This window comes from Stenotrophomonas maltophilia group sp. vghtpe118 (genome assembly GCF_052605195.1).
Genome location: NZ_CP199672.1, coordinates 1,178,590 through 1,204,066, shown reverse-complemented (window position 1 = coordinate 1,204,066; position 25,477 = coordinate 1,178,590). Strand labels below are relative to the sequence as shown.

Here is a 25,477-nt window from a genome sequence, read left to right as displayed (position 1 = left end):
GGTGGATGGAATCAGATCTCGCCGGCGCGCTTGCGCAGACGGATGGCAAGGACAATGAACACGGCGCCGACGGCAGCACCGATCCACAGTTCCGGCATCGCCAGTGATTTCAGCTGCGAGGCCGGCGACATCAGGCTGACCACCGATTCGAGGTCGCGGCGCGTGCCTTCCTCGGCGCTGAGGCGATACACCAGGTCCGTGCCCGGTACGCCGCCCAGCAGCAGCCGGCCAACGATGTTCTGCCAGAACCAGCCCGTGGTCAGGCCGATCAGCGGCATCACCTTGGTGGTGCTGACGATGACGCCGGCGAACAGCGGCAGCATCACCGCCCACAGGAACGGCTTGCTGCGGGCCCAGGCCGAGCACAGCAGCAACCAGCCGGCGGTGGGCAGGGCCCACAGGGCGTAGACCGGGATCCAGGCCAGGTGGCCGGCGGCCAGGGTCAGCGGGCTGGCCGGGCCCCAGATCAGGGTCATTGGGCTGCCGCCGTGCATCAGCGCGACGATGCTGATCACCAGCATGAAGCCGAACATGGTGATGATGCCGGCGATCACCGCGATCAGTGGGGCCACGATCAGTGCGCTGATCACCTTGGACAACACGGTCTGGGTATCCGACAGCGGCAGTGACTTCCAGAACAGGATGCTGCGGTCGCGGCGGTCGTCGTACAGGGCACCCAGGCAGTAGAAAAACACCACGAAGGCCAGTACCAGGAACGGCCAGGCCGAGCTGAGCACCAGGGTCAGGTCGAGGCCGTTGCCAAGGTCAGCCAGGTCCTTGGCACTGATGTCGCGGGTCAGCAGGGCCAGGTCCAGGCCGTTGATGTTCACGTCTTCGCCGTCGATGTGCAGGCCACCATCACGTGCGGCCCGGTGCAGGGCGAACAGGCCGAAGGCGATGCCGATGGTGCTCATCACCAGCGAGATCAGGCCGGCGATCAGCGGTGCATACAGGAAACCGCCACGGTTCTCCCAGTACTCGCGCTTGAGCAGCCAGCGCAGGGTGCCCATCGGGCTGACGGGGTGGTTGACGGCATTCATGCGTAGGTCCCCTTCATGATGGCGACGAACAGATCGGCCAGGCCCGGGCTGCGGGTCTCGCCAAGGGTGGAGAGCTGGGTGCGCGGCACACCATCGAACAGCATCACGGTCTTGCCGAACGCCAGGCTGCGCTCGTCGATCGGCTTCAGCGCACGCGCGGTCTCCAGCTGGTCGGCGTTGACCAGCAGCTCGGTGTAGCGCTGGCCGACATCGTCCATGTCCGCGTCGAGCACGATGCGGCCATCACGGATGAACATGACGTCGCTGAGGATGTGCTCGATCTCTTCCACCTGATGGGTGGTGACGATGATGGTCTTCTGTTCGTCGAAATAGTCCTCCAGCAGGCGCTGGTAGAACTCCTTGCGATAGAGGATGTCCAGGCCGAGAGTGGGCTCGTCCAGGACCAGGATGCGGGCGTCGATGGCCATCACCAGCGCCAGGTGCAGCTGCACGATCATGCCCTTGGACAGTTCGCGCACGCGCTGCTTCGGTTGCAGCTTGGTATTGGCCAGGAAGCGCTCGCAGCGGGCGCGGTCGAAGCGCGGGTGGACGCCGGCGACGAAGTCGATCGCCTCGCGCACCTTCAGCCAGCGCGGCAGCACGGCGACGTCGGCGATGAAGCAGATGTCATTCATCAGCTCGTCGCGATGCAGTCGCGGATCGCGGCCGAGCACGCTCAGGTCGCCTTCCACCGAGGTGAGGCCGAGGATGGCCTTCAGTGCGGTGGTCTTGCCGGCGCCGTTGGGACCGATCAGGCCGACGATGCGCCCGCTCGGAATGCTGAAGCTGGCGTTGTCGAGGGCTACCGTGGTCCTGTAGGCCTTGCGCAGGCCTCGCGCGGTGATGACGGGTTCGCTTGCAGTGCTGTTCATCAGACGTTCCCCTGGGGCAGCAATTCGTCGAGGCTCAGGCCCAGGCGCTGGATGCGCTCCAGCACCGCGGGCCATTCTTCGTTGAGGAAGCGCTCGCGCTCGCTGCTGCGCAGCTGCGTGGCCGCCTGCTCGGTCATGAACATGCCCAGGCCGCGGCGCTTCTCGACCAGGCCTTCATCGGCCAGTTCCTGGTAGGCGCGCGAAACGGTGATGGGATTGAGTTGATAGTCGGCGGCCACCTGGCGCACCGAAGGCAGGGCATCGCCCGGCTTCAGGATTCCGTCGAGCATCATGGCGATCACGCGCTCCTTCAATTGACGGTAGATGGGAGCGCCGTCGCTCCACTGGATGTCGCTCATATTCAGCTCCGTGGGGTCAGCGGCTGGGCGAACGAGAAATACGGCATGGACAGGGAGCTGTGCAGCCGACGCGGGGGAGAGGGGGAGGAAGCGGCGTTCCCGGCCGGTGCAGCGTTTGCATCCTGCGCACTGTCGGGAGAGGCGGGGGTGGTGGGCGTGGCCAGCCAGGCCAGCACGATCAGGGTCGAAACAGCAGCGGCCGCGGGGGCGGTGAGGTTGCGACGGATGCGGGCGTTCATGGCTTCCCCCTGTCTCAGGTGACTGGTGTTGTATGCAACTATAACACCGGCACGCCTGGGTGCAAGCCCCTGCCGTCCCCAACTGATGGCAGGGGTGGTCAAATTGCTGAAATATTCACTTATCCATTTGATTGGAAAGGGAAATAAATTTGATGTAGGGGCTGATCCAGTTCCGCCTTCCATTCAGTGTTGTCCATGCTATGTCATCACTGCGCCGTCGCTGGTAAGGCCAGCGGAAAGACGCCACGCTGCGCAAAGCCGCAGGCGCTTGCCGCAACAAGGGGGGGGGGGGCGGGGCGGTGCTATAGTTCGGCCGATTCCCGGCCGCTACCGGCCGGCCCTTTGAATGGCTACCGCGGACCGCTCTCGATGCACCTGCCGACCGTTATCCCGCGCCGCCTGCGCGGCCTGTCCCTGCTGACCCTGCTGGTGGCCGGCCTGGCCGGTTCCGCCCATGTGCTGGCGGCCGATCTGCTGGACCTGGAGTACCGCCCACTCGCGAGCAAGCAGCAGGTCAACCTGCAGCAGCGCTACCACGGGCAGGTACTGCTGGTGGTCAATACCGCAAGCAAGTGCGGCTATACCCCTCAGTACGAAGGCCTGGAGGCGCTGCAGAAGCGATATGCCGGCCGCGGCTTTGCCGTGCTCGGTTTCCCGTCCAACGATTTCAAGGGCCAGGAGCCCGGTGACGAAAAGCAGATCCAGGATTTCTGCACGCTCACCTATGGCGTCAGGTTCCCGATGTTCGAGAAGGTGCATGTCGTCGGTGCACAGGCGACGCCGCTGTACCAGAGGCTGACCGCGGCCACCGGCGTGGCGCCGGGCTGGAACTTCCACAAGTACCTGGTCGGCCGCGATGGCAAGGTCATTGCCCAGTTCGCCAGCAAGGTAACGCCGGACGATCCGCAGCTGACCGCCGCCATCGACAAGGCGCTGGCCGCAGCCGCCACGCATTGATATCCGGCACGGATGCCTCGACATCGACGGCATGCGTGCGACAATGTTTCTTTTCGCGCCGACGTCGGCGCCCAGACACTTCCAGGAATGCAGCGAATGAAGATGGGAATGCGCGGCGCCGCGGCGTCGGTTCTGATTCTGGCGATGGGCACTTCGGGTGTCGCTCTGTCGCAACAACCGGCTGCCCCCGCAGCCGCCAAGGAGACCGCAACCTTGAATTCCCCCAAGCAGAAGCTCGGCTACGCCATCGGCCTTGATGTCGCCAAGTCGTTCACCCCGATCGCCGATGAGATCGATGTGGCCGCGCTGCGCACTGCCGTGGAGCGTTCGTTCGAAGGCCTGCAGCCGCAGATCACCCAGGAACAGGCCAAGGCCACCGATGCCGCGTTGCGCCAGGTGGTGATGGCCCGCAGTGGCCAGCAGGTGCCGGGCATGGCGCCGGGTTCGCAGCCGCCGAAGGTCGATCGCGTCAAAGTGTCGCAGATGATCGGTTCGTACTCGGTCGGCCCGTCGCTGGCACAGCTGAAGGACGACATTGATGTCGCCTCGCTGTTTGACGCGATCAGCACAGGCCTGAGCAAGGGCCAGCCGAAGATGACGGAAGCTGACGCGACCGCCACCATCCAGGCCTTCATGGGCAGCAAGCAGGCCGAGATGCAGGCCAAGGCCGCCGCAGCCGCACAGACCAACCGCGAGGAAGGCAACGCGTTCCTGGCCAAGAACAAGACCCAGCCGGGCGTCGTCACCACCCCGTCTGGCCTGCAGTACCAGATCATCCGCCCGGGTAGCGGCGAGCGCCCGCTGCCGAGCAGCAAGGTGCGCGTGAACTACGAAGGCAAGCTGCTCAACGGCACCGTGTTTGACAGCTCCTATGGTCGCCAGCCGGCCGAGTTCGGCCTGGACCAGGTGATCAAGGGCTGGACCGAAGGCGTCGCGCTGATGCCGGTCGGGTCGAAGTACCGCTTCTGGATCCCGGGTGAGCTGGCTTACGGTGAGAACGGCACCCCTGGTGGCCCGATCGGCCCGAATGCGACTCTGACCTTCGACGTCGAGCTGCTGGGCGTCCTGCCGTAAGCGACCACGGAGCCTGCACGGACATGCGCGTTGCGATTTTCGGTACCGGTTATGTAGGGCTGGTGACCGGTACCTGCCTGGCCGACGTCGGCCACCAGGTGGTCTGCGTCGATATCGACCAGGCCAAGGTCGATGGCCTCAACCAGGGCATCATCCCGATCTATGAGCCGGGCTTGGAGCCGATGGTGAAGGCCAACCACGCCGCGTCGCGGCTGGCGTTCACCACCGATGCCGCGGCCGCGATCGGCCACGGCCAGGTCGTGTTCATCGCCGTTGGCACGCCGCCGGACGAGGATGGCAGTGCCGATCTGCAGTACGTGCTGGCTGTGGCCCGCACCATCGGCCGGCACATGAGCGTGCCGACCGTGGTGGTCAACAAGTCGACGGTGCCGGTGGGCACCGCCGACAAGGTGCGTGCCGCCATTGCCGCAGAGTTGGCGGCACGTGGCGCGGACATCGCCTTCGATGTGGTGTCCAACCCGGAATTCCTGAAGGAAGGCGATGCTGTCGCCGACTGCATGCGCCCGGATCGCATCATCATCGGCGCGACCAGCGCCGAGTCGGTGGCGGTAATGCGGCGCCTGTACGCGCCGTTCAACCGCAACCACGACCGCGTGGTGGAAATGGACGTACGTTCGGCGGAGCTGACCAAGTACGCCGCCAACGCGATGCTGGCGACCAAGATCTCGTTCATGAACGAAATCGCCAACATCGCCGAACGTGTCGGCGCCGATGTCGAGCAGGTCCGCCAGGGCATCGGCTCGGATCCGCGCATCGGCTGGCATTTCATCTACCCGGGCGCCGGTTACGGCGGCTCGTGCTTCCCCAAGGATGTGCAGGCGCTGGCCCGCACCGCGCAGCAGGCCGGCCTGGAGCCGAAGCTGCTGAACGCCGTGGAAGCGGTCAACGATGCGCAGAAGGGCCATCTGTTCGCCCTCATCCAGCGTCATTACGACAAGGGTGAAGACGAAGGTGTGCGTGGCAAGACCTTTGCCGTGTGGGGCCTGGCGTTCAAGCCGAACACCGATGACATGCGCGAAGCTTCCAGCCGTCGCCTGCTGGCGCAGCTGTGGGAAGGCGGCGCGACGGTGCGTGCCTACGATCCGGAAGCGATGCACGAGTCGCAGCGCATCTTCGGCGAGCGCGATGATCTGGTGTTCTGCAGCAGTGCCGACGAGGCGCTGCAGGGGGCCGATGCACTGGTCGTGGTGACCGAGTGGAAGCAGTTCCGCAGCCCTGATTTCCAGACGCTGCGCGAGCAGTTGAAGGACGCGGTGGTGTTCGACGGCCGCAACCTGTACGAGCCGGCGGATATGGAAGCGGCGGGCCTGGCGTACTACGGCATTGGCCGGGGGCGCTCGCTGCATGTCTGATCTGCTGCCAACCGAACGCGAGCAGGCGCTGGAAGCGCGCCTGGTCGAACTGGAAATGCGCGTGTCCTTCCAGGAACAGGCGCTGGCCGAACTGAGCGATGCGCTGGCCGATGCCCGCATGCAGGGCATGCGCAACGCCGACGTGCTGCGCGTGCTGCTGGAAGACCTGGGCAAGGTCCGCAACGCGCTGAATTCTTCCGATCCGGCGAGCGAACCGCCGCCGCCGCACTACTGATCCGAATCCTATGAGCGATACCCTCCGCGACCAGCTGATGGGCCTGGGCTTCAAGCCCGCGCCCAAGCCCGAGCGCAAGAATGATGGCCCCCGCCGTGACGGTCGCCCGCAGGGCAAGGGTGGCAACGGCAATGGAAAGCCGCAGGGCGCTGGCAAGGGCGAGCACAAGCCCGGCGAGCGTCGTGGGCATGGCCATGGTCGCCCGGGCCAGCAGGGCCCGCGCACGCCGCGCAGCGCCGAAGAGATGGATCTGGCCAAGGCCTATGCCATCCGCGCGCAGAAGGAAAAGGAAGAGCGCATCGAGGCCGAGCGTCTGAAACAGGAAGAGGCGCGCGTACGCCGCGAGGCCAAGGCCAAGCTGGAAGAACTGCTGAAGGACAAGAGCCTGAACTCGGAAGCGGCCGACATCGCCCGCCACTTCCCGTATGGCGGCAAGATCAAGCGCATCTATGTGACCGCCGAACAGCTGACCGCGCTCAATGCCGGCGAGCTTGGAGTGGTCCAGCTCAACGGGCGCTACCTGCTGGTGACCGCTGAAGTGCTGTCACAGTCCGAGGCTGTGTTCGCCCCGTCGGTGGCGCTGAAGGTCGATCCGAATGCGCCGGCCGAGGAAGATCCGTACGCGGATCCGCAGTACCAGGTGCCGGACGACCTGGTCTGGTAACTGCATCTGCCGCATGATGAAAACGCCGGGCATTGCCCGGCGTTTTCGTTACCGGGTGCACGCAGTGCTGCGCCGCGCACGGATCAGCGGCAGGCTCAGCGCGAAAAAGCAGAGCAGGGCGCCAATCAGGGCGAAGCCGCTGCCGGCCAGGAACGCGGTGCGGCCGTCGTCGATCTTCCACAGTTGGCCGGCAATGAGCGCGCCCAGCACACCGCCGACACCGGACGAAAAGCCGTACAGCAGTCCTTGGCCGTGGCCGTTTAGACGACCGGGGAAGTAGGTCGCCAGCATCTGCATCGCTGCAGCGAAGAACGCGGCAAAGCCCAGCGCGTGCGCGGTCTGCGCCAGCAGCATCACCGGCAGGTTCTCCGGGAACAGTGCGGTCACGGCCCAGCGCAGGCAGGAACTGACCAGCGCGATCAGCAGCATCCAGCTGGCGTCGTAGCGGCGGAAGAAGCGGCCGATGGTGAAGAACACGCCCACTTCGAAGACCACGCCGATGGTCCACAGCAGGCCGAGGGTGGTGGTGCGGTAACCGTGGTGGTCCATGTAGACCGAAAAGAACGTGTAGTACGGGCCGAACGACAGCTGTTCCATGAAGGCGGCCAGGAAGAACGCCAGCACTGGCGGTCGGCGCACGATCTGCCAGAAGCCGCTGGTGTCACCCGCCGTCCTGCCGATGTCGCGCGCGTAGTGATTGCTGAAGGCCGAGGCAACCAGCAGCACGAACAGGGGCAGCATCATCCACGGCAACAATCCGGCGTGGTTGCCGGCGCCATCGCCCTCGATCAGCCAGCCGAACAGGGTGACCACGGCGATGAAACCGAGCGAGCCCCAGACCCGGATCAACCCGTAGCGATGGCTGTCGTTGCCCAGGTGGGTGAGGGTGATCGACTCGAACTGCGGCATCACCGCGTTGTAGAAGAAGCAGAACACGATCATCGCCGGGTACATCCACGGCTGCGGCAGTGGCAGCAGAAAGGCAGCGAAGCTGAGCAGGGTCAGCACGCAGCCGACGCGCAGCAGGCGGATCGGTCGCGGTGATGCGGCCGCCAGCGAGGTCCAGGTACTGGGTGCGATCACGCGGGTGGCGTACCACAGGCCCATCATCACGCTGATCGCGGTCACGCTCATCCCGCGCGCGGTCAGGAACAGGCTCCAGTACGGCGTGAACGCGCCGAGCGCCGCGTAGTAGAACAGGTAGAAACTTGAGAGGCGGGCAACGGGAACGGTCATCGCCGAATGATGAAGCAAAAAAAGGGGACGGAGGGGATCAAGTCGCTAATGCACAAACGACTTAATCCCCTCCGTCCCCTTTTTGTGTCATTCGGGGTCGTAGTCGAGGTTGGAGGCCAGCCAGCGTTCGGCCTGGGCGCGGTCCACGCCCTTGCGCCGGGCATAGTCGGTGACCTGTTCGCGGCTGAGCCGCCCGACCACGAAGTACTGGCTCTGCGGATGGCTGAAGTAGTAGCCCGAGACAGCGGCCGTGGGCAGCATCGCGAAGCTCTCGGTCAATTCCATGCCCGCGTTCTTCTCAGCCTGCAGCAGGTCGAACAGGCGGCGCTTCTCGCTGTGCTCGGGGCAGGCCGGGTAGCCCGGGGCCGGACGGATGCCGCGGTACTGCTCGTCGATCAGGGCCTCGTTGTCCAGCGTCTCGGCGCGGTCGTAGCCCCAGAATTCGGTACGCACGCGCTGGTGCAGGCGCTCGGCCAGCGCCTCGGCGAAGCGGTCGGCCAGTGCTTTCAGCAGGATCGCGTTGTAATCGTCGTGCTCGGCCTCGAAGCGCGCGACGTGGGCGTCGATGCCGATGCCGGCGGTGACCGCGAACGCGCCGATCCAGTCCTGCTTTCCGCTGTCGGCCGGGGCAATGAAATCAGCCAGGCAGAAATCCGGACGTTCGGCTGGCTTGTCCACCTGCTGGCGCAGGAAGTGCAGGGTAGTTTCGCCCTGTGCGTGCTGCACGCGGACATCGTCGCCGATGCTGTTGGCCGGCCACAGGCCGAACACGGCCTTGGCCGTCAGCCACTTCTCGCCGACGATGCGCTCGAGCATCGCACGGGCATCCTTGTACAGCTCGCTGGCCTGGGTACCGACGATCTCATCGGTGAGGATCGCCGGGAACTTGCCGGCCAGCTCCCAGGCCTGGAAGAACGGCGTCCAATCGATGTAGTCGACCAGTTCGGCCAGCGGATAGTCGTCGAACACGTGCAGGCCGGGCTGATTCGGTGCCGGTGGCGTGTAACTGTCCCAGCCGCCCTGGAATTTCTGCGCGCGCGCATGTTCCAGTGTGACCAGGCGCTTGGCGTCGCCCCGGTTGCGGTGGCGCGCGCGGATTTCGGCATAGTCGGCTTCGTTGGCGGCAACGAAGGCCTCGCGCAGATCACGCGAGATCAGCGACTGCGCCACGCCAACTGCGCGCGATGCATCCTTCACCCACACCGTCGGCGCCTTGTAGTGCGGGTCGATCTTCAGCGCGGTATGCGCACGCGAAGTGGTCGCGCCCCCGATCAGCAGCGGCAGGTCGAAGCCCTGGCGCTCCATCTCGCGGGCGACGTGGCTCATCTCCTCCAGGGACGGGGTGATCAGCCCGGACAGGCCGATCAGGTCGGCGTTGTGCTCGCGGGCGGCATCGAGGATCATCTGCGCCGGCACCATCACGCCGAGGTCGACCACGTCGAAGTTGTTGCAGGCCAGTACGACGCCGACGATGTTCTTGCCGATGTCATGCACATCGCCCTTCACCGTGGCCATGATGATCTTGCCGTTGCTCTTGGCGGTGTCACCGCTGCGCGCTTTTTCCGCTTCGATGTAAGGCAGCAGGTAGGCCACGGCCTTCTTCATCACGCGCGCGGATTTCACCACCTGTGGCAGGAACATCTTGCCGGCGCCGAACAGGTCGCCGACGATGTTCATGCCGTCCATAAGCGGTCCTTCGATCACGTCCAGCGGGCGGCTGGAGGCCTGCCGGGCCAGTTCGGTGTCTTCCTCGACGAAGGCATCCAGGCCGTGTACCAGGGCATGCGCCAATCGCTGTGCCACCGGCTTTTCGCGCCAGGCCAGGTCTTCGATCTTCGCCGCGCCCTTCCTGCCCTTGTAGCGCTCGGCGATCTCCAGCAGGCGCTCGGTGGCATCGCTTCGGCGGTTGAGGATCACGTCCTCGACACGCTCGCGCAGGTCCGGCTCCAGTTCGTCGTAGATCGGCATCGCGCCGGCGTTGACGATGCCCATGTCCATGCCGGCGGCGATCGCGTGGTACAGGAACACCGAATGGATGGCCTGGCGCACGGTTTCGTTGCCGCGGAACGAAAACGAGACGTTGGAGACGCCGCCGGAGACATGGCAGTGCGGCAGGGTCTGCTTGATGATGCGGGTGGCTTCGATGAAGTCCACCGCGTAGTTGTCGTGCTCTTCGATGCCCGTAGCGACGGCGAAGATGTTCGGGTCGAAGATGATGTCCTGCGGCGGGAAGCCGATCTCGTCGACCAGGATGCGGTAGGCGCGTGTGCAGATCTCGACCTTGCGCGCACAGGTGTCTGCCTGCCCGGCCTCGTCGAACGCCATCACCACTGCCGCGGCGCCATAGCGCAGCACCTTGCGCGCGTGCTCGCGGAACAGCGCTTCGCCTTCCTTCAGCGAGATCGAGTTGACCACGCTCTTGCCCTGCAGGCATTTCAGGCCGGCCTCGATCACGCTCCACTTGGAGGAGTCGACCATCACCGGGATGCGCGCGATGTCCGGCTCGGACATGATCAGGTTGAGGTAGCGCGTCATCGCCGCTTCCGAATCGATCAGGCCCTCGTCCATGTTGACGTCGAGGATCTGGGCGCCGCTGGCCACCTGCTGGCGGGCGACGTCCACCGCCTCCTCGTAGCGGCCTTCCTTGATCAGCTTGCGGAACTGCGCGCTGCCGGTGACGTTGGTGCGTTCGCCGACATTGATGAACAGCAGGTCCGGGGTGATGACCAGAGGTTCCAGGCCGGACAGGCGGGTAGGGCGGACAGGCGTCATGGCAGGCGTCGGCTCAACAGCAGTAGGGCGGGAAGTGCGGGACGGTGGCGGCAACGTTCATGCGGCCTGCTCCCGGGTGCCGGGCAGTGCGCGCGGCGGCAGTCCGGCTACGGCATTGGCAATCGCACGAATATGCTCGGGGGTGGAGCCACAGCAGCCGCCGACCAGGTTCAACAGGCCATCCTCAGCGAAGCCGCGCAGCGTGGTGGCCATCTCTTCAGGAGTTTCGTCGTAGTCGCCGAACGCGTTGGGCAGGCCGGCGTTGGGGTGGGCGCTGACATAGCAGTCGGCGACCTGCGAGAGGGTTTCCACATGCGGGCGCATCGCATCGGCACCCAGCGCGCAGTTCAAGCCGATCGACAACGGACGGGCGTGGGCGAGCGATGCGTGGAAGGCCTCGGCGGTCTGCCCGGACAGGGTGCGACCGGAAGCGTCGGTGATGGTGCCGGAGATCATCACCGGCAGCCGCGCGCCGCGCGCATCGAACGCTTCCTCCAGCGCATACAGCGCGGCCTTGGCGTTGAGCGTGTCGAAGATGGTCTCGACCATCAGGGTATCGGCGCCGCCGTCGATCAGGCCCTCGATGGCTTCGCGGTAGGTGTCGCGCAGCTCGTCGAAGCTGGTATTGCGGAAGCCGGGATCGTTGACGTCGGGGCTGATCGACGCGGTGCGGCTGGTCGGGCCGATCACCCCGATCACGAAGCGCGGCTTGCCCGGTGTGGTTGCGGCCACTGCATCACAGCACGTGCGCGCGACCGCAGCGCCGGCCTTGTTCAACTCGTACACCAGGTGCTCGAGGTGGTAGTCGGCCTGGCTGACCGAGGTTGCATTGAAGGTGTTGGTTTCGATCAGGTCCGCACCGGCCTCGAGGTAGGCGGTGTGGATGTCGGCGACGATCTGCGGCCGGGTCAGCAGCAGCAGATCGTTGTTGCCCTTCAGGTCATGGCCTTCCGGTGTGGCGTGATCGCAGCCGGAGCCATGCAGCTGGTCATAGCCACCGGCGAAGCGTTCGCCACGGTAATCGTCTTCCTGCAAGCCGTGGCGCTGGATCATCGTGCCCATCGCACCATCGATGATCAGGATCCGCTCGCGCAGGGCGTCGAGCAGGGCGTTGGCACGATCAGGATGCAACCAGGGCAGGGCGGGCATGGCGGTCTCGGGCTCAGGGCTTGTTGGCGATCAGCGAAATCACTTCGAAGTGCGGCGGCCGTTTCTCGCGGGTGACCGTCTCCAGGCTGGACACCTGCAGGCCGGCCTTGTCGACGAACCTGCGCAGCTCCTTGTCGCTGAAGCCGAGGTTGACGTGGCCATAGGCCTCCACCGCTGCCTTGTGCTCGTGGCGGGCCAGGCTGCACAGCAGCAGGCGGCCGCCCGGGCGCAGTACGCGTGCAGCTTCGGTCACCGCCTGCGCCGGTTTGCTGGCGTAGGTGAGCGCATGCATCAGCACGACCAGGTCGAAGCTGGCATCCTCGAACGGCAGGGCATGCATGTCGCCCTCGCGCACTTCCACATTGGGCAGCCGCCGCAGGCGCTCGCTGGCGGCGGCGACCACGCGCGCGCTGGTATCGATGCAGATGTAGCGCTTGGAATGCGGGGCAACCAGTTCGGCCAGCACGCCATCACCAGAGGCGATATCCAGCACGTCGCCGGTCTCAAGCAGCGGCAGCGCGGTGCGTGCCAGCGCCTCCCAGGTACGGCCCGGCGAGTAGTGGCGTTCCATGTCGCCGGCCACGCTGTCGGCCCAGTTCTGGTCGGCGGCGCGGTGGGCCAGCACGGCGGCCACGCGTTCAGCGTCCTGGCGCAGCAGCGGATCATCGCTTCCGTTGCTCAAGGCATGCCACAATGCACGCTGCGCCGGGTCCAGCTGGGCCTCGTCGAAGCGGTAATAGGCCGACACGCCGGCACGGCGGTCGCGGACCAGCCCGGCTTCCTTCAGGCGTGCCAGGTGGGTGGACACGCGCGGCTGCGCCAGCCGGGTGATCGCCGACAGTTCGGCCACGGTCAGTTCCTCCTGCTCCAGCAGCGCCAGCAGGCGCACGCGAGTGGCATCGGCGAACACCTTCAGGCGGGTCGACCAGTCTTCCAGATCCATAAACATCTACCTATCGCGATATAGAGATATATTCGCTGAAGGGGCCTGGCGCGGTCAAGTCGCCAGCGTACGGAAACTGCCGGGCCCCGGTACAATCGCAGCACCTGGGCGCGCCGTATGCGGCCCATAACTTCATGTACCCGGGAGGGTGTTGTGGATTTCAGCTTTACCGAAGAGCAGTTGATGCTGCAGGACGTTGCGCGGCGCATCGCGCAGGAAAAGATCGCCCCCAGTGCGGAGCACCATGACCGCACCGGCGAGTTCCCGCTGGACAACATCCGCCTGCTGGGCGAGAACGGCCTGATGGGCATTGAAGTGCCGACCGAATACGGCGGTGCGGGCATGGACCCGGTTGCGTACGTGCTGGCGATGGTGGAGGTCGCCGCCGCCGACGCAGCCCATTCGACCATCATGTCGGTCAACAATTCGCTGTTCTGCAACGGCATCCTGACCCACGGTACCGAGCAGCAGAAGCAGACCTACGTACGTGCCATCGCCGAAGGCACGGCCATCGGCGCGTTCGCGCTGACCGAGCCGCAGTCCGGTTCCGATGCCACCGCCATGCGCTGCCGCGCGGTGAAGCAGGCCGACGGCACCTTCGTCATCAATGGCAAGAAGAGCTGGATCACCTCCGGTCCGGTGGCCAAGTACATCGTGCTGTTCGCGATGAGCGAGCCGGACAAGGGCGCGCGCGGCATCACCGCCTTCATCATCGATACCGACAAGGCCGGTTTCGGTCGTGGCAAGACCGAGCCCAAGCTGGGCATCCGCGCCTCGGCCACCTGCGAGATCGAGTTCAACGATTACGTGGCGCAGGCCGAAGACGTGCTGGGCCAGGAAGGTGAGGGCTTCAAGATCGCCATGAGCGTGCTCGATGCCGGTCGCATCGGCATCGCTTCGCAGGCCGTCGGCATCGCCCGAGCCGCCTATGAAGCGACGATTCAATACGTCAAGGAGCGCAAGGCATTCGGCGCGGCCATCGGTACCTTCCAGATGACCCAGGCCAAGATTGCCGACATGAAGTGCAAGCTGGACGCCGCGCTGCTGCTGACCCTGCGCGCGGCGTGGGTGAAGGGCCGGGGCAAGCGCTTCAGCAATGAGGCTGCCATCGCCAAGCTGACCGCCTCTGAGGCGGCGATGTGGATTACCCACCAGGCCGTGCAGATCCACGGCGGCATGGGGTATTCCAAGGAAATGCCGCTGGAGCGCTACTTCCGTGATGCCAAGATCACCGAGATCTACGAAGGTACTTCGGAGATCCAGCGCCTGGTGATCGCCCGCAACGAAACCGGGCTGCGCTGAGTCGCATGGCCGCGCCGCCGCAATGGCGGCGCGGCGGTAGGTAGGTCCACGCCATGCGTGGATGCGCTGTTCTCTGGCCGTCTGTAGAGCCGAGCCCATGCTCGGCTCCGGTACAAGCAGCCGAGCATGGGCTCGGCTCTACAGAGCGGCAACCTGCGCATCGCCATGCATTTCATTCTGCGGCGCCCTTAAAGCCCCGCTACAATGCAGGCCGTTTTTTTCATGGGTCTGCACGATGATCTATCGCGGTTGGGGAATCATGACGCTGGTGACGCCGATTGCAGCGATCCTGCTGCTGGCGTACTTCTTTCCGCATGACGGCCCCAGGGGCAGTATCCCGCTGTCACAGGTTCTGTTGGGCGCAGGCCTCGGCGCGGCGGTGAACGTGGTGCTGGGCCTGTGGCTCAACCGTGCGCCGCGGCAGAAGGGGGAGGCCGCGCCCCACCATTTCTTCTTCGTACCCATGCAGTGGGCCTCGCTGATTCTGGTGGCGGTGTGCGCGGTGGTTGCGCTGCTGCGCTGAGGCGTTGCCCGAACAGCGCCAACCCAGGTTGGCGGCTACCGGCAATGCCGTTGTTCCGGTAGATGCCAACCTGGATTGGCATGAATTCAATTGTGGCAATAAAAAGGCCCCGGATCGCTCCGGGGCCTTTTCGTTTTCAGCGCAGCACCGGATCAACGATCCGGACGATGTGCGGCATCCGCATCGCGCTGGCGTTCCATGAACTCCTTGGACGGTTCGTCCAGCTTGTCGCCCAGCATGCGGCGCACGACCACGAAGAACACCGGGATCATCAGCAGGCCGAGCAGGGTGGCGAACAGCATGCCGCCGATCACGCCGGTACCGATGGCGTGGCGGGAGTTGGCGCCGGCACCGGTGGAGATCGCCATCGGGATCACGCCCATGATGAACGCGAACGACGTCATCAGGATCGGGCGGAACCGCAGGCGCGCCGCTTCGATGGTGGCATCACGCAGGTTCTTGCCTGCTGCGCGCTGCTCCACCGCGAACTCCACGATCAGGATCGCGTTCTTCGCCGCCAGGCCGATCACGGTGATCAGGCCGATCTTGAAGAACAGATCGTTGGGCAGGCCGCGCAGCATCGACAGGCCGAGGGCACCCAGCACGCCCAGCGGCACCACCAGCAGCACCGCCACCGGGATCGACCAGCTTTCATACAGCGCGGCAAGGCACAGGAACACCACCACGATGGACAGCACCAGCAGCAGGGTCGCAGCGTTGCCGGCCAGGATTTCCTGGTAGGACATGCCCGACCAGTCGTAGCCGAAGCCGGCCGGCAGGTCGTCGTTGACGATGCCTTCCATGGTCTGCATCGCCTCACCCGAGCTGGTGCCCGGTGCCTGCGAACCGACGATGTTGATCGCCGAGTAGCCGTTGTAGCGGCTCAGCGACGGCGGCGCCGACACCCATTCGGACTTGACCACCGTGTTCAACGGGATCATCGCGTTGGTGCCATCGGCGTTCTGGGTCAGGCTGGACGGGCTGTAGAAGCTCTTCAGCGATTCCTGGCCAGTGCGGTACGGACCATCGGCCTGCATGGTCACGCGCTTGATGCGGCCTTCGTAGAAGAAGTCGTTGACGTACACCGGGGCCAGCATCAGCTGGATGGTGCTGTACACGTCCGACACCGACATGCCCATCGACTGCGCCTGCACGCGGTCCACGTGCAGCTGCAGCTGCGGCGCGTTTTCCAGGCCGTTGGGGCGCACGCCGACCAGGTGGTCCGGCTTCTGCGCGGCCTGGCCGAGCAGGATGTTGCGGGCCTGGGTCAACTGTTCGTAGCCGGCACCGCTACGGTCCTGCAGCCACATGTCAAAGCCACCGAACTGGCCGAGGCCCTGCACGGTGGGCAGGTTGACCACGAAGATCTGCGCTTCCTTGATGCCGTAGAACGCGCCGTTCATGTTCTGGATGAACTCGGGCGCGGTGAACTTGCGTTCCTCCCACGGCTTCAGGCGGATGAAGCCCATGCCCACGTTCTCGCCGGAACCGACGAAGCTGAAGCCGGCCACCTGCAGCATGCCTTCATAGCCATCCTGCTTTTCCAGGATGCCACGCATCTGCGCGAACACTTCGTTGGTCTGGCCCTTGGTCGAGCCCGGCGGCAGCTGCACGATCGCCAGCGCATAGCCCTGGTCTTCTTCCGGCAGGAAGCTGCCCGGCATGCGGGTGAACAGGAAGCCGCACAGCGCGGTCAGCACCACGAACAGGATCATCCAGCGCGGCGCATGGCGCACCGCCGAGGTGATGTGCCCCACGTAGGTGTGGCTGATCTTGTCGTAGTACTTGTTGAAGGTGCGGTAGACGATGTTCGGGTTGTCGTTGTGCGTCGGCTTGAGGAACGTCGCGCACAGCGCCGGGGTGAAGCCCAGGGCCAGGAACGCCGAGAATGCCATCGAGATGGCGATGGTCAGCGCGAACTGCTTGTAGATCTCACCGGCGGCACCGCCCTGCAGGGCGGAGGGGATGAACACCGCGGCCAGCACGACGGTGATCGCCACCACCGCACCGGTGATCTGGGTCATCGCCTTCTGCGTGGCCGGCTTCGGCGCCAGGCCCTCCTCGGTCATGATGCGTTCGACGTTCTCGATCACCACGATCGCGTCGTCGACCACGATGCCGATCGCCAGCACCATCGCGAACAGCGTCAGCTGGTTGATCGTGAAGCCGATCATCCACATGCCCAGGAAGGTACCGAGCAGGGCGACCGGGATCACCAGGGTCGGGATCAGGGTGGCACGGAAGTTCTGCAGGAAGATCAGCATCACCAGGAACACCAGCAAGACCGCTTCAAACAGGGTCTTGACCACTTCCTGGATCGAGATCTTGACGAAGGTGGTGCTGTCGTACGGCGAGAACCAGGTGACCCCGGCCGGGAAGCTGGGCTGCAGCTCGTCCATCTTGGCGCGCACCGCTTCGGCCACGTTCAGGGCGTTGGCGCCCGGCAGCAGCTGGATGGCGAAGGCACCGGTCGGCTTGCCGTTGTACTGGGTGTCGAAACCGTAGTTGTTGGCACCGAAGGCGACGCGGGCGATGTCCTTCAACAGCACGCGCGAGCCATCAGCGTTGGCGCGCAGGATGATGTTCTCGAATTCCTGCGGCGAGCTGAAGCGGCCTTCGGCCGAGACCGTGGCGGTGAAGTGCTGGCCTTCCGGCGACGGGTCCGAACCCAGCGCACCGGCGGCGAACTGCACGTTCTGCGCGCGCACCGCGGCCAGTACCTGGCTGGCCGACAGGCCATAGCCCTGCATCTTCTCCGGGTTCAGCCAGATGTTCATGGCGTACTCGGAACCGAACTGCTGGGTGCTGCCGACGCCGGGGATGCGCGAGACCTGGTCGAGCACGCGCGAGCCGACGATGTCGTTCAGGGCGTCACGGTTAATGGTCGGGGTATCGGACTGCAGCGCCACCACCATCAGGAAGCCGGCGTTGGCCTTGGCCACCACCACGCCCTGCTGGGTCACTTCCGAAGGCAGGCGTGGCGTGGCCAGCGAGACCTTGTTCTGCACCTGCACCTGGGCGATGTCCGGATCGGTACCGGTCTCGAAGGTCAGGGTGATCTGCGCACGGCCGTTGGAGGCGGACGAGGAGCTGAAGTACAGCAGGTGATCGATGCCGGTCAGCTGCTGCTCGATCACCTGGGTGACGGACTTTTCCGTGGTATCGGCGCTGGCGCCCGGGTAGGTCGCCGAGACGGTGACCTGCGGCGGGGCGATGTTGGGATAGGACTCCACGCCCAGGTTGAGGATCGCGATCACGCCGCTGAGCGAGATCAGGATCGCAACCACCCAGGCGAAGACTGGATGTTCGATGAAAAATTTAGGCATGACGGAAGGTTCCCGTTACTGCTTGTTCGAATCGGTGGCGGCCGGCTTGGCCGCATCGGCCTGCTCGGGCTTGGCCGCGTCGGCCGGTGCCTTGCCTGCAGCCGGTGCAGCGCCCGCCGCTGCGGCGCCGCCTGCGGCCGGCTTGCCGTTGGCGTCCTGGCCCGGGGTCCACGGCTTGGCCACCGCCGGTGCACCTTCCTTGACCTTCTGCACGCCGGCCACGATCACCTTGTCACCGGCGGCCAGGCCGTCGCTGACCAGCCAGTTGCCGCCCTGCGCGCCATCGGTCTTCACGTTCTTGCGCACGACCTTGCCGTCGGCGCCGACCACCATCACGTAGCCGCCGGTGGTATCGCGCAGCAGGGCCTGCTGCGGCACCAGGAAGGCGTTGTTGCGCTCGCCCAGGTTGGCCTGGAAGCTGACGAACGCGCCCGGCAGCAGGATCTGCTGCGGGTTCGGCAGCAGCGCGCGCAACGACACGGCGCCGGTGGCCGGGTCGACCGTGGTCGAGGAGAAGTCCAGCGTGCCCGGCTCACCATAGGTGGTGCCGTCGGCCAGCTTGACGTTGACCGTGGCCTTGCCGTCGCCGGACAGCGCCAGCGCACCCTTGGCCTGCTGCGCGCGCAGCTGGGTCAGCTCGTCCACGCTCAACGAGAAGTTGACGTACAGCGGGTCGAGCTGGTCGACGGTGGTCAGCAGGGTCACATCGCCCTGGCCCACCAGCGCACCCTCGGTGACCTGCTGCTTGTTGGCCACGCCACTGATCGGCGCGGTCACTTCGGCATAGCCCAGGTTGATCCGCGAGGAGGTCACTGCCGCTTCGGCCTGCTTGACCGCGGCCAGCGCGGTGCGCTCGGCCGATTCGGCGTTGTCCAGGTCGGACTTGGAGACGAACTGCTGCGGGGCCAGCGAGCGTGCGCGATCGGCGGCGACCTTGGCGTTGGCGTAGGTCGCGCGGGCCGAGGCCAGCTGGGCCTCGGAGGCGTTGAGCGAGGCACGCAGCGGCGCCGGGTCGATCAGGAACAGGGTCTGGCCCTGCTTGACCTGCGAGCCTTCCTGGTAGACCCGCTTGAGCAGCACGCCGGGCACGCGTGCGCGGACGTCGGCGCTGCGGAACGGCGACAGGCGGCCGACCAGCTCGCGCTGCAGCGGCAGGGTCTGCGGCTTGGCGTCGATCACGCCCACCTCCGGCGGCGGGGGCGTCTGCTGTTCCGGCTTCTTGCAGGCAGCCAGCGCGACAGCAACGGCGCACGTCAAGGCAAGGGTGCGGAGTGGGGCGGTCATCAGGAGGAACTCCGGGGTTGGTTTGTAGACGGGGCCGGCGACGGCTGAGGCGCGAAGGCGCGCAGGAAGCTGTCGACGGAGAACTCTGCCCAGCGCCGACGCAAGAGCGCGTCATCACGGTGGGGGGTATGGAAGCGCTGTTTGTCGAAATCCTGACCGGCGATCATGCTCAGCAGCAGTTCGGCCATGAAGTGCGGGTCGTCATGCCGGAGCTGGCCCTGCATGCAAACGGTTTCAATCCATTCAGCAAGATGAAGCGCCAGTGCGCCGGCGCCATGCCGGTACAGGGTACGCGCCTCTTCGGGAAACTGGGCCGCGTCGGCGGCGATCAGCCGGCAGGCCTGGCCCACGTGCGGTTGGTTGAAGTGCTCCAGGAAGTCGGTGGCGAACTGGAGCAGGCTGGCACGCAGGTCGTCAGTACGGAGTGCACGAACCATGGCGCCGGTAGCGTGGCCGACGTGGCGCTGCATTACCCGGCGCAGCAGTTGCTGCTTGCTGCCGTAGCGCGAGTAGAGGGTCTGCTTGGAACAGCCGGCATGCTGGGCCACCGCGTCCATGCTCATCTGCATGCCCTGCTGGGCCAGCAGTTCGCGCACGGCATCGAACACGCGCTCATCGCGTGCGTCGAGGGCAACGGGAAGGTAGGCCGGGTTCACGCGGTGGACTATACCGTCCAGTTCAGGATTGTGGAATCGAATCGGTGTCGCCGCGTGTGTCTTCCGGTAACACGCTTTGCCGATCCTGTCGGCAGTGCTCAAGCAGGCGCCCGCTCCATACCGGAGCGAACTGAATAGGCGTCTAAACCGCAGCAAACCCGGATCTGCTTATTCCGTCCTGCAGCAAGGCCTTTTCGTGCGGTAGGGCTACAATTTCATTTTCCCAACTGAGCAAGCGCATCGCTCTGCCATGAAACCGCAAAAAACCGCAGCCAAGACCGTGAAAAACAAGACGAAACCAGCAGAGTCGGAGGTCGCAGTGACCGCTGGTTTCTCCCTGGAGCCGGTGTACACGGCCTTGCGCAAGCGCTACCCCGCGGCCGCACAGGCCGAAGCAGTGGCCTTCGCCACTGACTTCTACAAGCGCATGGAGTCGGACGAGTTCCCGCACCACAGCGCTGAAGAGTGGGCCGCTCTCGCGGCTGAGACGCTGGAATTCGCCCGGGCCCGCAAGGCTGGCAAGGCCAACGTCCGCGTGTTCAATCCGACCGCGAAGGCCAACGGTTGGGAATCGCCGCATACCGTGCTGCAGATCGTCAACGACGACATGCCGTTCCTGGTCGATACCGTCACCATGTCGCTGGCCGAGCAGGGCGTGGGCGTCCACGTGCTGGGCCACCCGGTACTGCGTTTCACCCGCGACAAGGCCGGCAAGCTGGTCAAGGTCGGCGAAGGTGATGCCGAGTCGGTGATGCTGCTGGAAATCGACCGCCAGCCGGCCGATGCGATGGCTGCCATCGAGCAGGCCATCAACAAGGCGCTGGACGAAGTGCGTGCGATCGTGCGCGACTGGCAGCCGATGAAGGACAAGGCGCTGGCGCTGGCCGACGACCTGGGCAGCCGCCAGCTGCCGGTCGACGACGCGTCGCGCAAGGAAGCACAGGAGTTCCTGCGCTGGGCCGCTGACAACCACTTCACCTTCTTCGGCTACCGCGAGTACCGCGTCGAGAAGCAGGGCAAGGAAGAGGTGCTGGCGCCGCTGAACGACACCGGCCTGGGCCTGATGCGTGGCAAGGACAAGTCCGCCGCCCGTCCGGTCAAGACGCTGGCCGCGCAGGGCCTGAACACCACGTCCGGTTTGAAGGATGCGCTGATCCTGACCAAGACCAATGCCCGTTCGCGCGTGCACCGCGCCGGCTACATGGACTACATCGGCGTGCTGGAGTTCGACGCCAAGGGCAAGATCATCGGCGAGCAGCGTTTCCTCGGGCTGTTCACCTCCAGCGCCTACAACCGTCGCCCGTGGGAAATCCCGCTGGTGCGCCAGCGCCACGAGCACGTGATGAAGCAGTCCGGGCTGGCCCCCGCCAGCCACAGTGGCAAGGCCCTGCGCCATATCCTGGAAACCCTGCCGCGCGAAGAACTGTTCCAGTCCAGCGAGGACGAACTGTTCCGCACCGCGATGGGCGTGCTGGGCCTGCAGGAACGCGTGCGCAGCCGCCTGTTCCTGCGCCGCGACAAGTACAGCCGTTTCATCTCCGCGCTGGTCTACCTGCCGCGCGAGCGCTTCAACACCGACGTGCGCCTGCGCATCGAAGCAATGCTCAAGGACGCGCTGCACGGCGAGTTCGTCGACAGCTCGGTGGTGCTGGGCGAATCGCCGCTGGCGCAGGTGCACCTGATCGTGCGCCCGAAGCCGGGTGAAATGCTCGACGTTGATACCGCCGAACTGGAGCAGAAGCTGGCCCAGGTGCTGCGTAACTGGCAGGACGACCTGCGCGAAGCGCTGGTGAGCCGCCACGGCGAGACCGAAGGCCTGCGCATCGCCGCCCGCATCGGCAAGGCGCTGCCGGCCGGCTACATCGAAGACAACAGCACCGCCGTTGCCGCCAACGATGTCAGCCAGCTCGACGCGCTGACCGGCCCGGACGACCTGCGCCTGAGCCTGCAGGCCGTGCCGCGCGAAAGCGGCGATGGCCTGCGCCTGAAGCTGTATCGCCAGCTGGATGACATCCCGCTGTCGGACGCGCTGCCGATGATGGAAAACATGGGCCTGCGCGTGATCGCCGAACGTCCGTACCGCCTGTCGGTCGACAACGCGCCGGTGTACGTGCAGGACTTCGAGGTCGAGTCGACCGCTGGCGCGATCGATGCCGCCAGTGTCGATGAAGCCTTCGGCGAGACCTTCGCCCGCGTCTGGCACGGCGACGCCGAGAACGACGGCTTCAACCGCCTGGTGCTGGCAGCTGGCCTGCACTGGCGCCAGGTCGCCATGCTGCGTGGCTACTGCAAGTACCTGCTGCAGACCGGCGTGCCGTTCTCGCAGGCCTACGTGGAAGGCACCTTCGCGCGTTACCCGCTGCTGGCCCGCCTGCTGGTCGAACTGTTCGAGGCCCGCTTCGATCCGGCCACCGGCCATGAGAGCAAGGACGACATCGCGGCCGGCCAGGCCCAGCTGAAGGCCCACTTCGATGTGCTGGCCGCTGGCGACGACGCCACCCTGAAGGTGCTCAAGAGCGTGGTCGATGCCCGCAAGGGTGACCGCGACGCGCAGATGCAGGCCGCGCGCGATGCGCTGCTGAAGCTGATGGATCGCGTGTCCAGCCTGGACGAGGACCGCATCCTGCGCTCGTTCATGGGCGTGATCGACGCGACCCTGCGTACCAGCTACTACCAGACCGATGCCAACGGCCAGCACGGCCATGTCATCAGCTTCAAGTTCGATTCGGCGCTGGTGCCGGACCTGCCGAAGCCGCGCCCGTACCGCGAGATCTTCGTGTACGGCCCGCGCGTGGAAGGTACCCACCTGCGCTTCGGCGCGGTTGCGCGTGGCGGCCTGCGCTGGTCGGACCGTCGCGAAGACTTCCGTACCGAAGTGCTGGGCCTGGTCAAGGCACAGATGGTCAAGAACACCGTCATCGTGCCGGTCGGCGCGAAGGGTGGCTTCTTCGCCAAGACCCCGCCGGTGAACGGCGATCGCGACGCGATCTTCGCCAATGGCGTGGCCTGCTACAAGCTGTTCATCCAGGGCCTGCTGGACATCACCGACAACATCGTCAACAACAAGATCGTGCCGCCGGTGGATGTCGTGCGCCACGACATGGACGATCCGTACCTGGTGGTGGCCGCCGACAAGGGCACCGCGACCTTCTCCGACATCGCCAACGGCCTGGCCATCGCGCACGGCTTCTGGATGGGCGATGCGTTCGCCTCCGGTGGTTCGGTCGGCTACGACCACAAGGGCATGGGCATCACCGCGCGCGGTGCGTGGGAGTCGGTCAAGCGCCACTTCCGTGCGCTGGGCCGTGACAGCCAGAGCCAGGACTTCACTGCGGTCGGCGTCGGCGACATGTCCGGCGACGTGTTCGGCAATGGCATGCTGCTGTCGCGCCATATCCGCCTGGTCGCTGCGTTCGACCACCGCCACATCTTCCTGGACCCGAATCCGGATGCGGCCACGTCGTTCATCGAGCGTGAGCGCCTGTTCACCCTGCCGCGTTCGAGCTGGGCGGACTACGACACCAAGCTGATCAGCAAGGGCGGCGGCGTGTATCCGCGCAGCCTGAAGTCGATCGAGATCACCCCGCAGGTGCGTGAGGCGCTGGGTCTGGACGAGAACGTCAAGGCGCTGTCGCCGAACGATCTGATGAGCGCGATCCTGAAGGCACCGGTCGACCTGCTGTGGAACGGCGGCATCGGTACCTACGTCAAGGCTGCCAGCGAGCAGCACAGTGATGTCGGCGACCGCGCCAACAACGCACTGCGCGTGAACGGTGGCGAGCTGCGCTGCAAGGTGGTGGGCGAGGGCGGCAACCTGGGCATGACCCAGCTGGGCCGCATCGAAGCTGCCCAGGCCGGCGTGCTGCTCAACACCGACTTCATCGACAACTCGGCCGGTGTCGACACCTCCGACCATGAAGTCAACATCAAGATCCTGCTCAACGATGTGGTGCGGGCCAAGAAGCTGACCGTCGAGCAGCGCAACAAGCTGCTGGCCTCGATGACCGATGAAGTCGCCGAGCTGGTGCTCAACGACAACTATCGCCAGAACCAGGCACTGAGCCTGATGGAGCGGATGGCAGTCAAGCGCCTGGGGTCCAAGCAGCACTTCATCCGCACCCTGGAACAGCAGGGCCTGCTCGACCGCCAGATCGAGTTCCTGCCGTCCGATGCCGAGCTCTCGCAGCGCAAGGCACGCGGCCAGGGCCTGACCCGTCCGGAGCTGTCGGTGCTGCTGTCCTATTCCAAGCTGGTGGCGTTCAACCAGCTTCTGGATTCGGACATCCCGGAAGATCCGTACCTGTCCAAGGAACTGCAGCGCTACTTCCCGACCCCGCTGCAGAAGAAGTACGCCGACGCGATGGAGCGTCACCGCCTGAAGCGCGAAATCATCGCCACGGCCGTGACCAACCAGACCATCAACCGCATGGGCGCCACCTTCCTGATGCGCATGCAGGAAGACACCGGCCGTTCCATCGCCGAGGTCGCCAAGGCCTACACCATCAGTCGCGAAACGCTGGATGCGCGCGCGTTGTGGGCACAGATCGATGCCCTCGACGGCAAGGTGCCGGAGTCGGTGCAGATCGACGCCCTGGAAGTGATCTGGAAGCTGCAGCGCTCGTTCGTGCGTTGGCTGCTGTCGCGCCCGGGCGCGATGCCGGGCATCACCGAAGCGGTCAACCGCTACCAGGGACCGTTCAACGACATCCGCGTCGCTTCGGGCGTGCTGCCGGATTCGCAGCGTCCGACCTACGAAGCCCTGGTGGCCGAGTGGAAGGAAAAGGGCCTGCCGTCTGCACTGGCACAACAGCTGGCCGAACTGCACTTCCTGGAACCGGCGTTCGACATCATCGAACTGGCCCGCACCCGCAAGCTGAAGCCGGTGGATGTGTCCAAGGTCCACTTCCGCCTGGGCGATGCCCTGCAGCTGCCGTGGCTGTTCGAGCAGGTCGACGCGCTGGAAGTCAACGGTCGTTGGCACGCGGTGGCGCGTGGCGTGCTGCGTGATGAGCTTGCAGCCAACCACCGCAACCTGGCCGGGCAGGTGCTGGGCACCAAGGGCAGCAGTGCCGAGGCCAAGGTCGCTGCCTGGATGGGCCGCGACGACAACAGCCTGCGCTTCACCCTGGCGATGCTGGCCGAACTGGCCGAGCAGAAGACCCTGGACTACCCGACCGTCTCGGTCGCGGTGCAGCGCCTGGGCCAGCTGGCCGCGCATGGTGCGTAAGCGCATTCGCGCTGACGCCCCACGGATTGCTCTGCAAACCGTGGGCCCCATGCCAACCATGCTCCCAGACCCCCGCGCCGTTGGCGCGCCCCCCCTGACTCAGGGGGGCTCCTGATCTGCAGCAGTTGGAGGAACGGCCCCGCGAAAGCGGGGCCGTTCTGCATTGTCTGGTAGTGCCGGCCGCTGGCCGGCAACCTCATGAATCGCAACCGGGTGCAGCAGCCGGCCAGCGGCCGGCACGACCGG

The 25,477-nt window shown here is 65.6% G+C and carries 19 protein-coding genes; 8 read left to right on the top strand and 11 right to left on the bottom strand.

The window, feature by feature from the left end:
- Positions 1 to 11 precede the first annotated feature (11 nt).
- The 4 genes from ACUDTM_RS05660 to ACUDTM_RS05645 are packed head-to-tail and all read right to left on the bottom strand — an operon-like array spanning position 12 to position 2,510.
- Positions 12 to 1,040, bottom strand: coding sequence for an ABC-2 transporter permease (locus ACUDTM_RS05660; RefSeq protein WP_065178601.1), 1,029 nt, complete (start codon positions 1,038 to 1,040; stop codon positions 12 to 14).
- A complete protein-coding gene (locus ACUDTM_RS05655) occupies positions 1,037 to 1,912 on the bottom strand; it encodes an ABC transporter ATP-binding protein (protein WP_005417484.1) in 876 nt (291 codons plus the stop codon). Before ACUDTM_RS05655 ends, ACUDTM_RS05660 begins: the two co-directional genes overlap by 4 nt.
- Positions 1,912 to 2,271 carry a GntR family transcriptional regulator gene (locus ACUDTM_RS05650; protein WP_005417481.1) on the bottom strand — a complete coding sequence of 120 codons (360 nt, stop codon included), beginning with the start codon at positions 2,269 to 2,271 and terminating at the stop codon, positions 1,912 to 1,914. The genes ACUDTM_RS05655 and ACUDTM_RS05650 overlap by 1 nt, the downstream gene beginning before the upstream one ends.
- A gap of 2 nt (positions 2,272 to 2,273) precedes the next feature.
- Positions 2,274 to 2,510 carry a hypothetical protein gene (locus tag ACUDTM_RS05645; protein ID WP_072168169.1) on the bottom strand — a complete coding sequence of 79 codons (237 nt, stop codon included), beginning with the start codon at positions 2,508 to 2,510 and terminating at the stop codon, positions 2,274 to 2,276.
- A gap of 369 nt (positions 2,511 to 2,879) precedes the next feature.
- On the opposite strand from ACUDTM_RS05645, the gene ACUDTM_RS05640 reads away from it, so the two are divergent.
- The 5 genes from ACUDTM_RS05640 (at position 2,880) to ACUDTM_RS05620 (ending at position 6,813) form a co-directional block, all read left to right on the top strand.
- Positions 2,880 to 3,467 carry a glutathione peroxidase gene (locus ACUDTM_RS05640; RefSeq protein ID WP_072168168.1) on the top strand — a complete coding sequence of 196 codons (588 nt, stop codon included), beginning with the start codon at positions 2,880 to 2,882 and terminating at the stop codon, positions 3,465 to 3,467.
- A 96-nt stretch (positions 3,468 to 3,563) separates the two neighbouring features.
- Positions 3,564 to 4,541: an FKBP-type peptidyl-prolyl cis-trans isomerase N-terminal domain-containing protein gene (locus tag ACUDTM_RS05635; protein WP_014037761.1), complete on the top strand. Its 978-nt coding sequence runs from the start codon at positions 3,564 to 3,566 to the stop codon at positions 4,539 to 4,541.
- A gap of 23 nt (positions 4,542 to 4,564) precedes the next feature.
- Positions 4,565 to 5,914 carry a UDP-glucose dehydrogenase family protein gene (locus tag ACUDTM_RS05630; protein ID WP_072168167.1) on the top strand — a complete coding sequence of 450 codons (1,350 nt, stop codon included), beginning with the start codon at positions 4,565 to 4,567 and terminating at the stop codon, positions 5,912 to 5,914.
- Positions 5,907 to 6,149 (top strand): SlyX family protein, encoded by a 243-nt coding sequence (locus ACUDTM_RS05625; RefSeq protein WP_005410256.1) that lies wholly within the window; start codon positions 5,907 to 5,909, stop codon positions 6,147 to 6,149. Before ACUDTM_RS05630 ends, ACUDTM_RS05625 begins: the two co-directional genes overlap by 8 nt.
- A gap of 10 nt (positions 6,150 to 6,159) precedes the next feature.
- Positions 6,160 to 6,813 (top strand): DUF2058 domain-containing protein, encoded by a 654-nt coding sequence (locus ACUDTM_RS05620; RefSeq protein WP_072168166.1) that lies wholly within the window; start codon positions 6,160 to 6,162, stop codon positions 6,811 to 6,813.
- A 48-nt stretch (positions 6,814 to 6,861) separates the two neighbouring features.
- Here the strand turns inward: ACUDTM_RS05620 and ACUDTM_RS05615 are convergent, their stop codons facing one another.
- The 4 genes from ACUDTM_RS05615 to ACUDTM_RS05600 form a co-directional block, all read right to left on the bottom strand.
- Positions 6,862 to 8,049, bottom strand: a complete 1,188-nt coding sequence (locus ACUDTM_RS05615) for an MFS transporter (RefSeq protein WP_252744948.1) — start codon at positions 8,047 to 8,049, stop codon at positions 6,862 to 6,864.
- An 87-nt stretch (positions 8,050 to 8,136) separates the two neighbouring features.
- Positions 8,137 to 10,821: a methionine synthase gene (gene metH / locus ACUDTM_RS05610; protein WP_445391208.1), complete on the bottom strand. Its 2,685-nt coding sequence runs from the start codon at positions 10,819 to 10,821 to the stop codon at positions 8,137 to 8,139.
- A 57-nt stretch (positions 10,822 to 10,878) separates the two neighbouring features.
- Positions 10,879 to 11,970 carry a homocysteine S-methyltransferase family protein gene (locus ACUDTM_RS05605; protein ID WP_353080288.1) on the bottom strand — a complete coding sequence of 364 codons (1,092 nt, stop codon included), beginning with the start codon at positions 11,968 to 11,970 and terminating at the stop codon, positions 10,879 to 10,881.
- 13 nt (positions 11,971 to 11,983) lie between these two features.
- On the bottom strand, positions 11,984 to 12,913 hold the full coding sequence (locus tag ACUDTM_RS05600; RefSeq protein ID WP_072168161.1) for an ArsR/SmtB family transcription factor: 930 nt from the start codon (positions 12,911 to 12,913) through the stop codon (positions 11,984 to 11,986).
- 153 nt (positions 12,914 to 13,066) lie between these two features.
- On the opposite strand from ACUDTM_RS05600, the gene ACUDTM_RS05595 reads away from it, so the two are divergent.
- Complete coding sequence (locus ACUDTM_RS05595) at positions 13,067 to 14,215, top strand: acyl-CoA dehydrogenase family protein (RefSeq protein WP_088496857.1); 1,149 nt, start codon at positions 13,067 to 13,069, stop codon at positions 14,213 to 14,215.
- 235 nt (positions 14,216 to 14,450) lie between these two features.
- Complete coding sequence (locus ACUDTM_RS05590) at positions 14,451 to 14,738, top strand: hypothetical protein (RefSeq protein ID WP_138951979.1); 288 nt, start codon at positions 14,451 to 14,453, stop codon at positions 14,736 to 14,738.
- A 152-nt stretch (positions 14,739 to 14,890) separates the two neighbouring features.
- Here ACUDTM_RS05590 and ACUDTM_RS05585 read toward each other — a convergent pair whose 3' ends face one another.
- Genes ACUDTM_RS05585 through ACUDTM_RS05575 form a run of 3 tightly spaced genes read right to left on the bottom strand, consistent with a single transcriptional unit; the run spans position 14,891 to position 20,004 of the window.
- Positions 14,891 to 18,064 carry a multidrug efflux RND transporter permease subunit gene (locus ACUDTM_RS05585; protein WP_005417430.1) on the bottom strand — a complete coding sequence of 1,058 codons (3,174 nt, stop codon included), beginning with the start codon at positions 18,062 to 18,064 and terminating at the stop codon, positions 14,891 to 14,893.
- Between the two features lie 15 nt (positions 18,065 to 18,079).
- On the bottom strand, positions 18,080 to 19,348 hold the full coding sequence (locus ACUDTM_RS05580) for an efflux RND transporter periplasmic adaptor subunit (protein ID WP_072168158.1): 1,269 nt from the start codon (positions 19,346 to 19,348) through the stop codon (positions 18,080 to 18,082).
- Complete coding sequence (locus ACUDTM_RS05575) at positions 19,348 to 20,004, bottom strand: TetR/AcrR family transcriptional regulator (RefSeq protein ID WP_072168157.1); 657 nt, start codon at positions 20,002 to 20,004, stop codon at positions 19,348 to 19,350. Before ACUDTM_RS05575 ends, ACUDTM_RS05580 begins: the two co-directional genes overlap by 1 nt.
- Before the next feature lie 250 nt (positions 20,005 to 20,254).
- Here ACUDTM_RS05575 and ACUDTM_RS05570 point away from each other — a divergent pair, with 250 nt between their 5' ends.
- Entirely contained in the window at positions 20,255 to 25,231 is a 4,977-nt protein-coding gene (locus tag ACUDTM_RS05570) for an NAD-glutamate dehydrogenase (protein ID WP_180883892.1), read from the top strand.
- The last annotated feature ends 246 nt before the right edge of the window (positions 25,232 to 25,477 follow it).

Excerpts from the sequence above, each read along its gene's own strand:
- ACUDTM_RS05660 (WP_065178601.1), bottom strand. The coding sequence starts at position 1,040 with ATGAATGCCGTCAACCACCCCGTCAGCCCGATGGGCACCCTGCGCTGG.
- ACUDTM_RS05615 (WP_252744948.1), bottom strand. The coding sequence starts at position 8,049 with ATGACCGTTCCCGTTGCCCGCCTCTCAAGTTTCTACCTGTTCTACTAC.
- ACUDTM_RS05635 (WP_014037761.1), top strand. The coding sequence starts at position 3,564 with ATGAAGATGGGAATGCGCGGCGCCGCGGCGTCGGTTCTGATTCTGGCG.
- ACUDTM_RS05585 (WP_005417430.1), bottom strand. The coding sequence starts at position 18,064 with ATGCCTAAATTTTTCATCGAACATCCAGTCTTCGCCTGGGTGGTTGCG.
- ACUDTM_RS05570 (WP_180883892.1), top strand. The coding sequence starts at position 20,255 with ATGAAACCGCAAAAAACCGCAGCCAAGACCGTGAAAAACAAGACGAAA.
- ACUDTM_RS05590 (WP_138951979.1), top strand. The coding sequence starts at position 14,451 with ATGATCTATCGCGGTTGGGGAATCATGACGCTGGTGACGCCGATTGCA.
- ACUDTM_RS05625 (WP_005410256.1), top strand. The coding sequence starts at position 5,907 with ATGTCTGATCTGCTGCCAACCGAACGCGAGCAGGCGCTGGAAGCGCGC.
- ACUDTM_RS05620 (WP_072168166.1), top strand. The coding sequence starts at position 6,160 with ATGAGCGATACCCTCCGCGACCAGCTGATGGGCCTGGGCTTCAAGCCC.
- metH (WP_445391208.1), bottom strand. The coding sequence starts at position 10,821 with ATGACGCCTGTCCGCCCTACCCGCCTGTCCGGCCTGGAACCTCTGGTC.
- ACUDTM_RS05630 (WP_072168167.1), top strand. The coding sequence starts at position 4,565 with ATGCGCGTTGCGATTTTCGGTACCGGTTATGTAGGGCTGGTGACCGGT.
- ACUDTM_RS05580 (WP_072168158.1), bottom strand. The coding sequence starts at position 19,348 with ATGACCGCCCCACTCCGCACCCTTGCCTTGACGTGCGCCGTTGCTGTC.
- ACUDTM_RS05640 (WP_072168168.1), top strand. The coding sequence starts at position 2,880 with ATGCACCTGCCGACCGTTATCCCGCGCCGCCTGCGCGGCCTGTCCCTG.
- ACUDTM_RS05650 (WP_005417481.1), bottom strand. The coding sequence starts at position 2,271 with ATGAGCGACATCCAGTGGAGCGACGGCGCTCCCATCTACCGTCAATTG.
- ACUDTM_RS05600 (WP_072168161.1), bottom strand. The coding sequence starts at position 12,913 with ATGGATCTGGAAGACTGGTCGACCCGCCTGAAGGTGTTCGCCGATGCC.
- ACUDTM_RS05655 (WP_005417484.1), bottom strand. The coding sequence starts at position 1,912 with ATGAACAGCACTGCAAGCGAACCCGTCATCACCGCGCGAGGCCTGCGC.
- ACUDTM_RS05605 (WP_353080288.1), bottom strand. The coding sequence starts at position 11,970 with ATGCCCGCCCTGCCCTGGTTGCATCCTGATCGTGCCAACGCCCTGCTC.
- ACUDTM_RS05645 (WP_072168169.1), bottom strand. The coding sequence starts at position 2,510 with ATGAACGCCCGCATCCGTCGCAACCTCACCGCCCCCGCGGCCGCTGCT.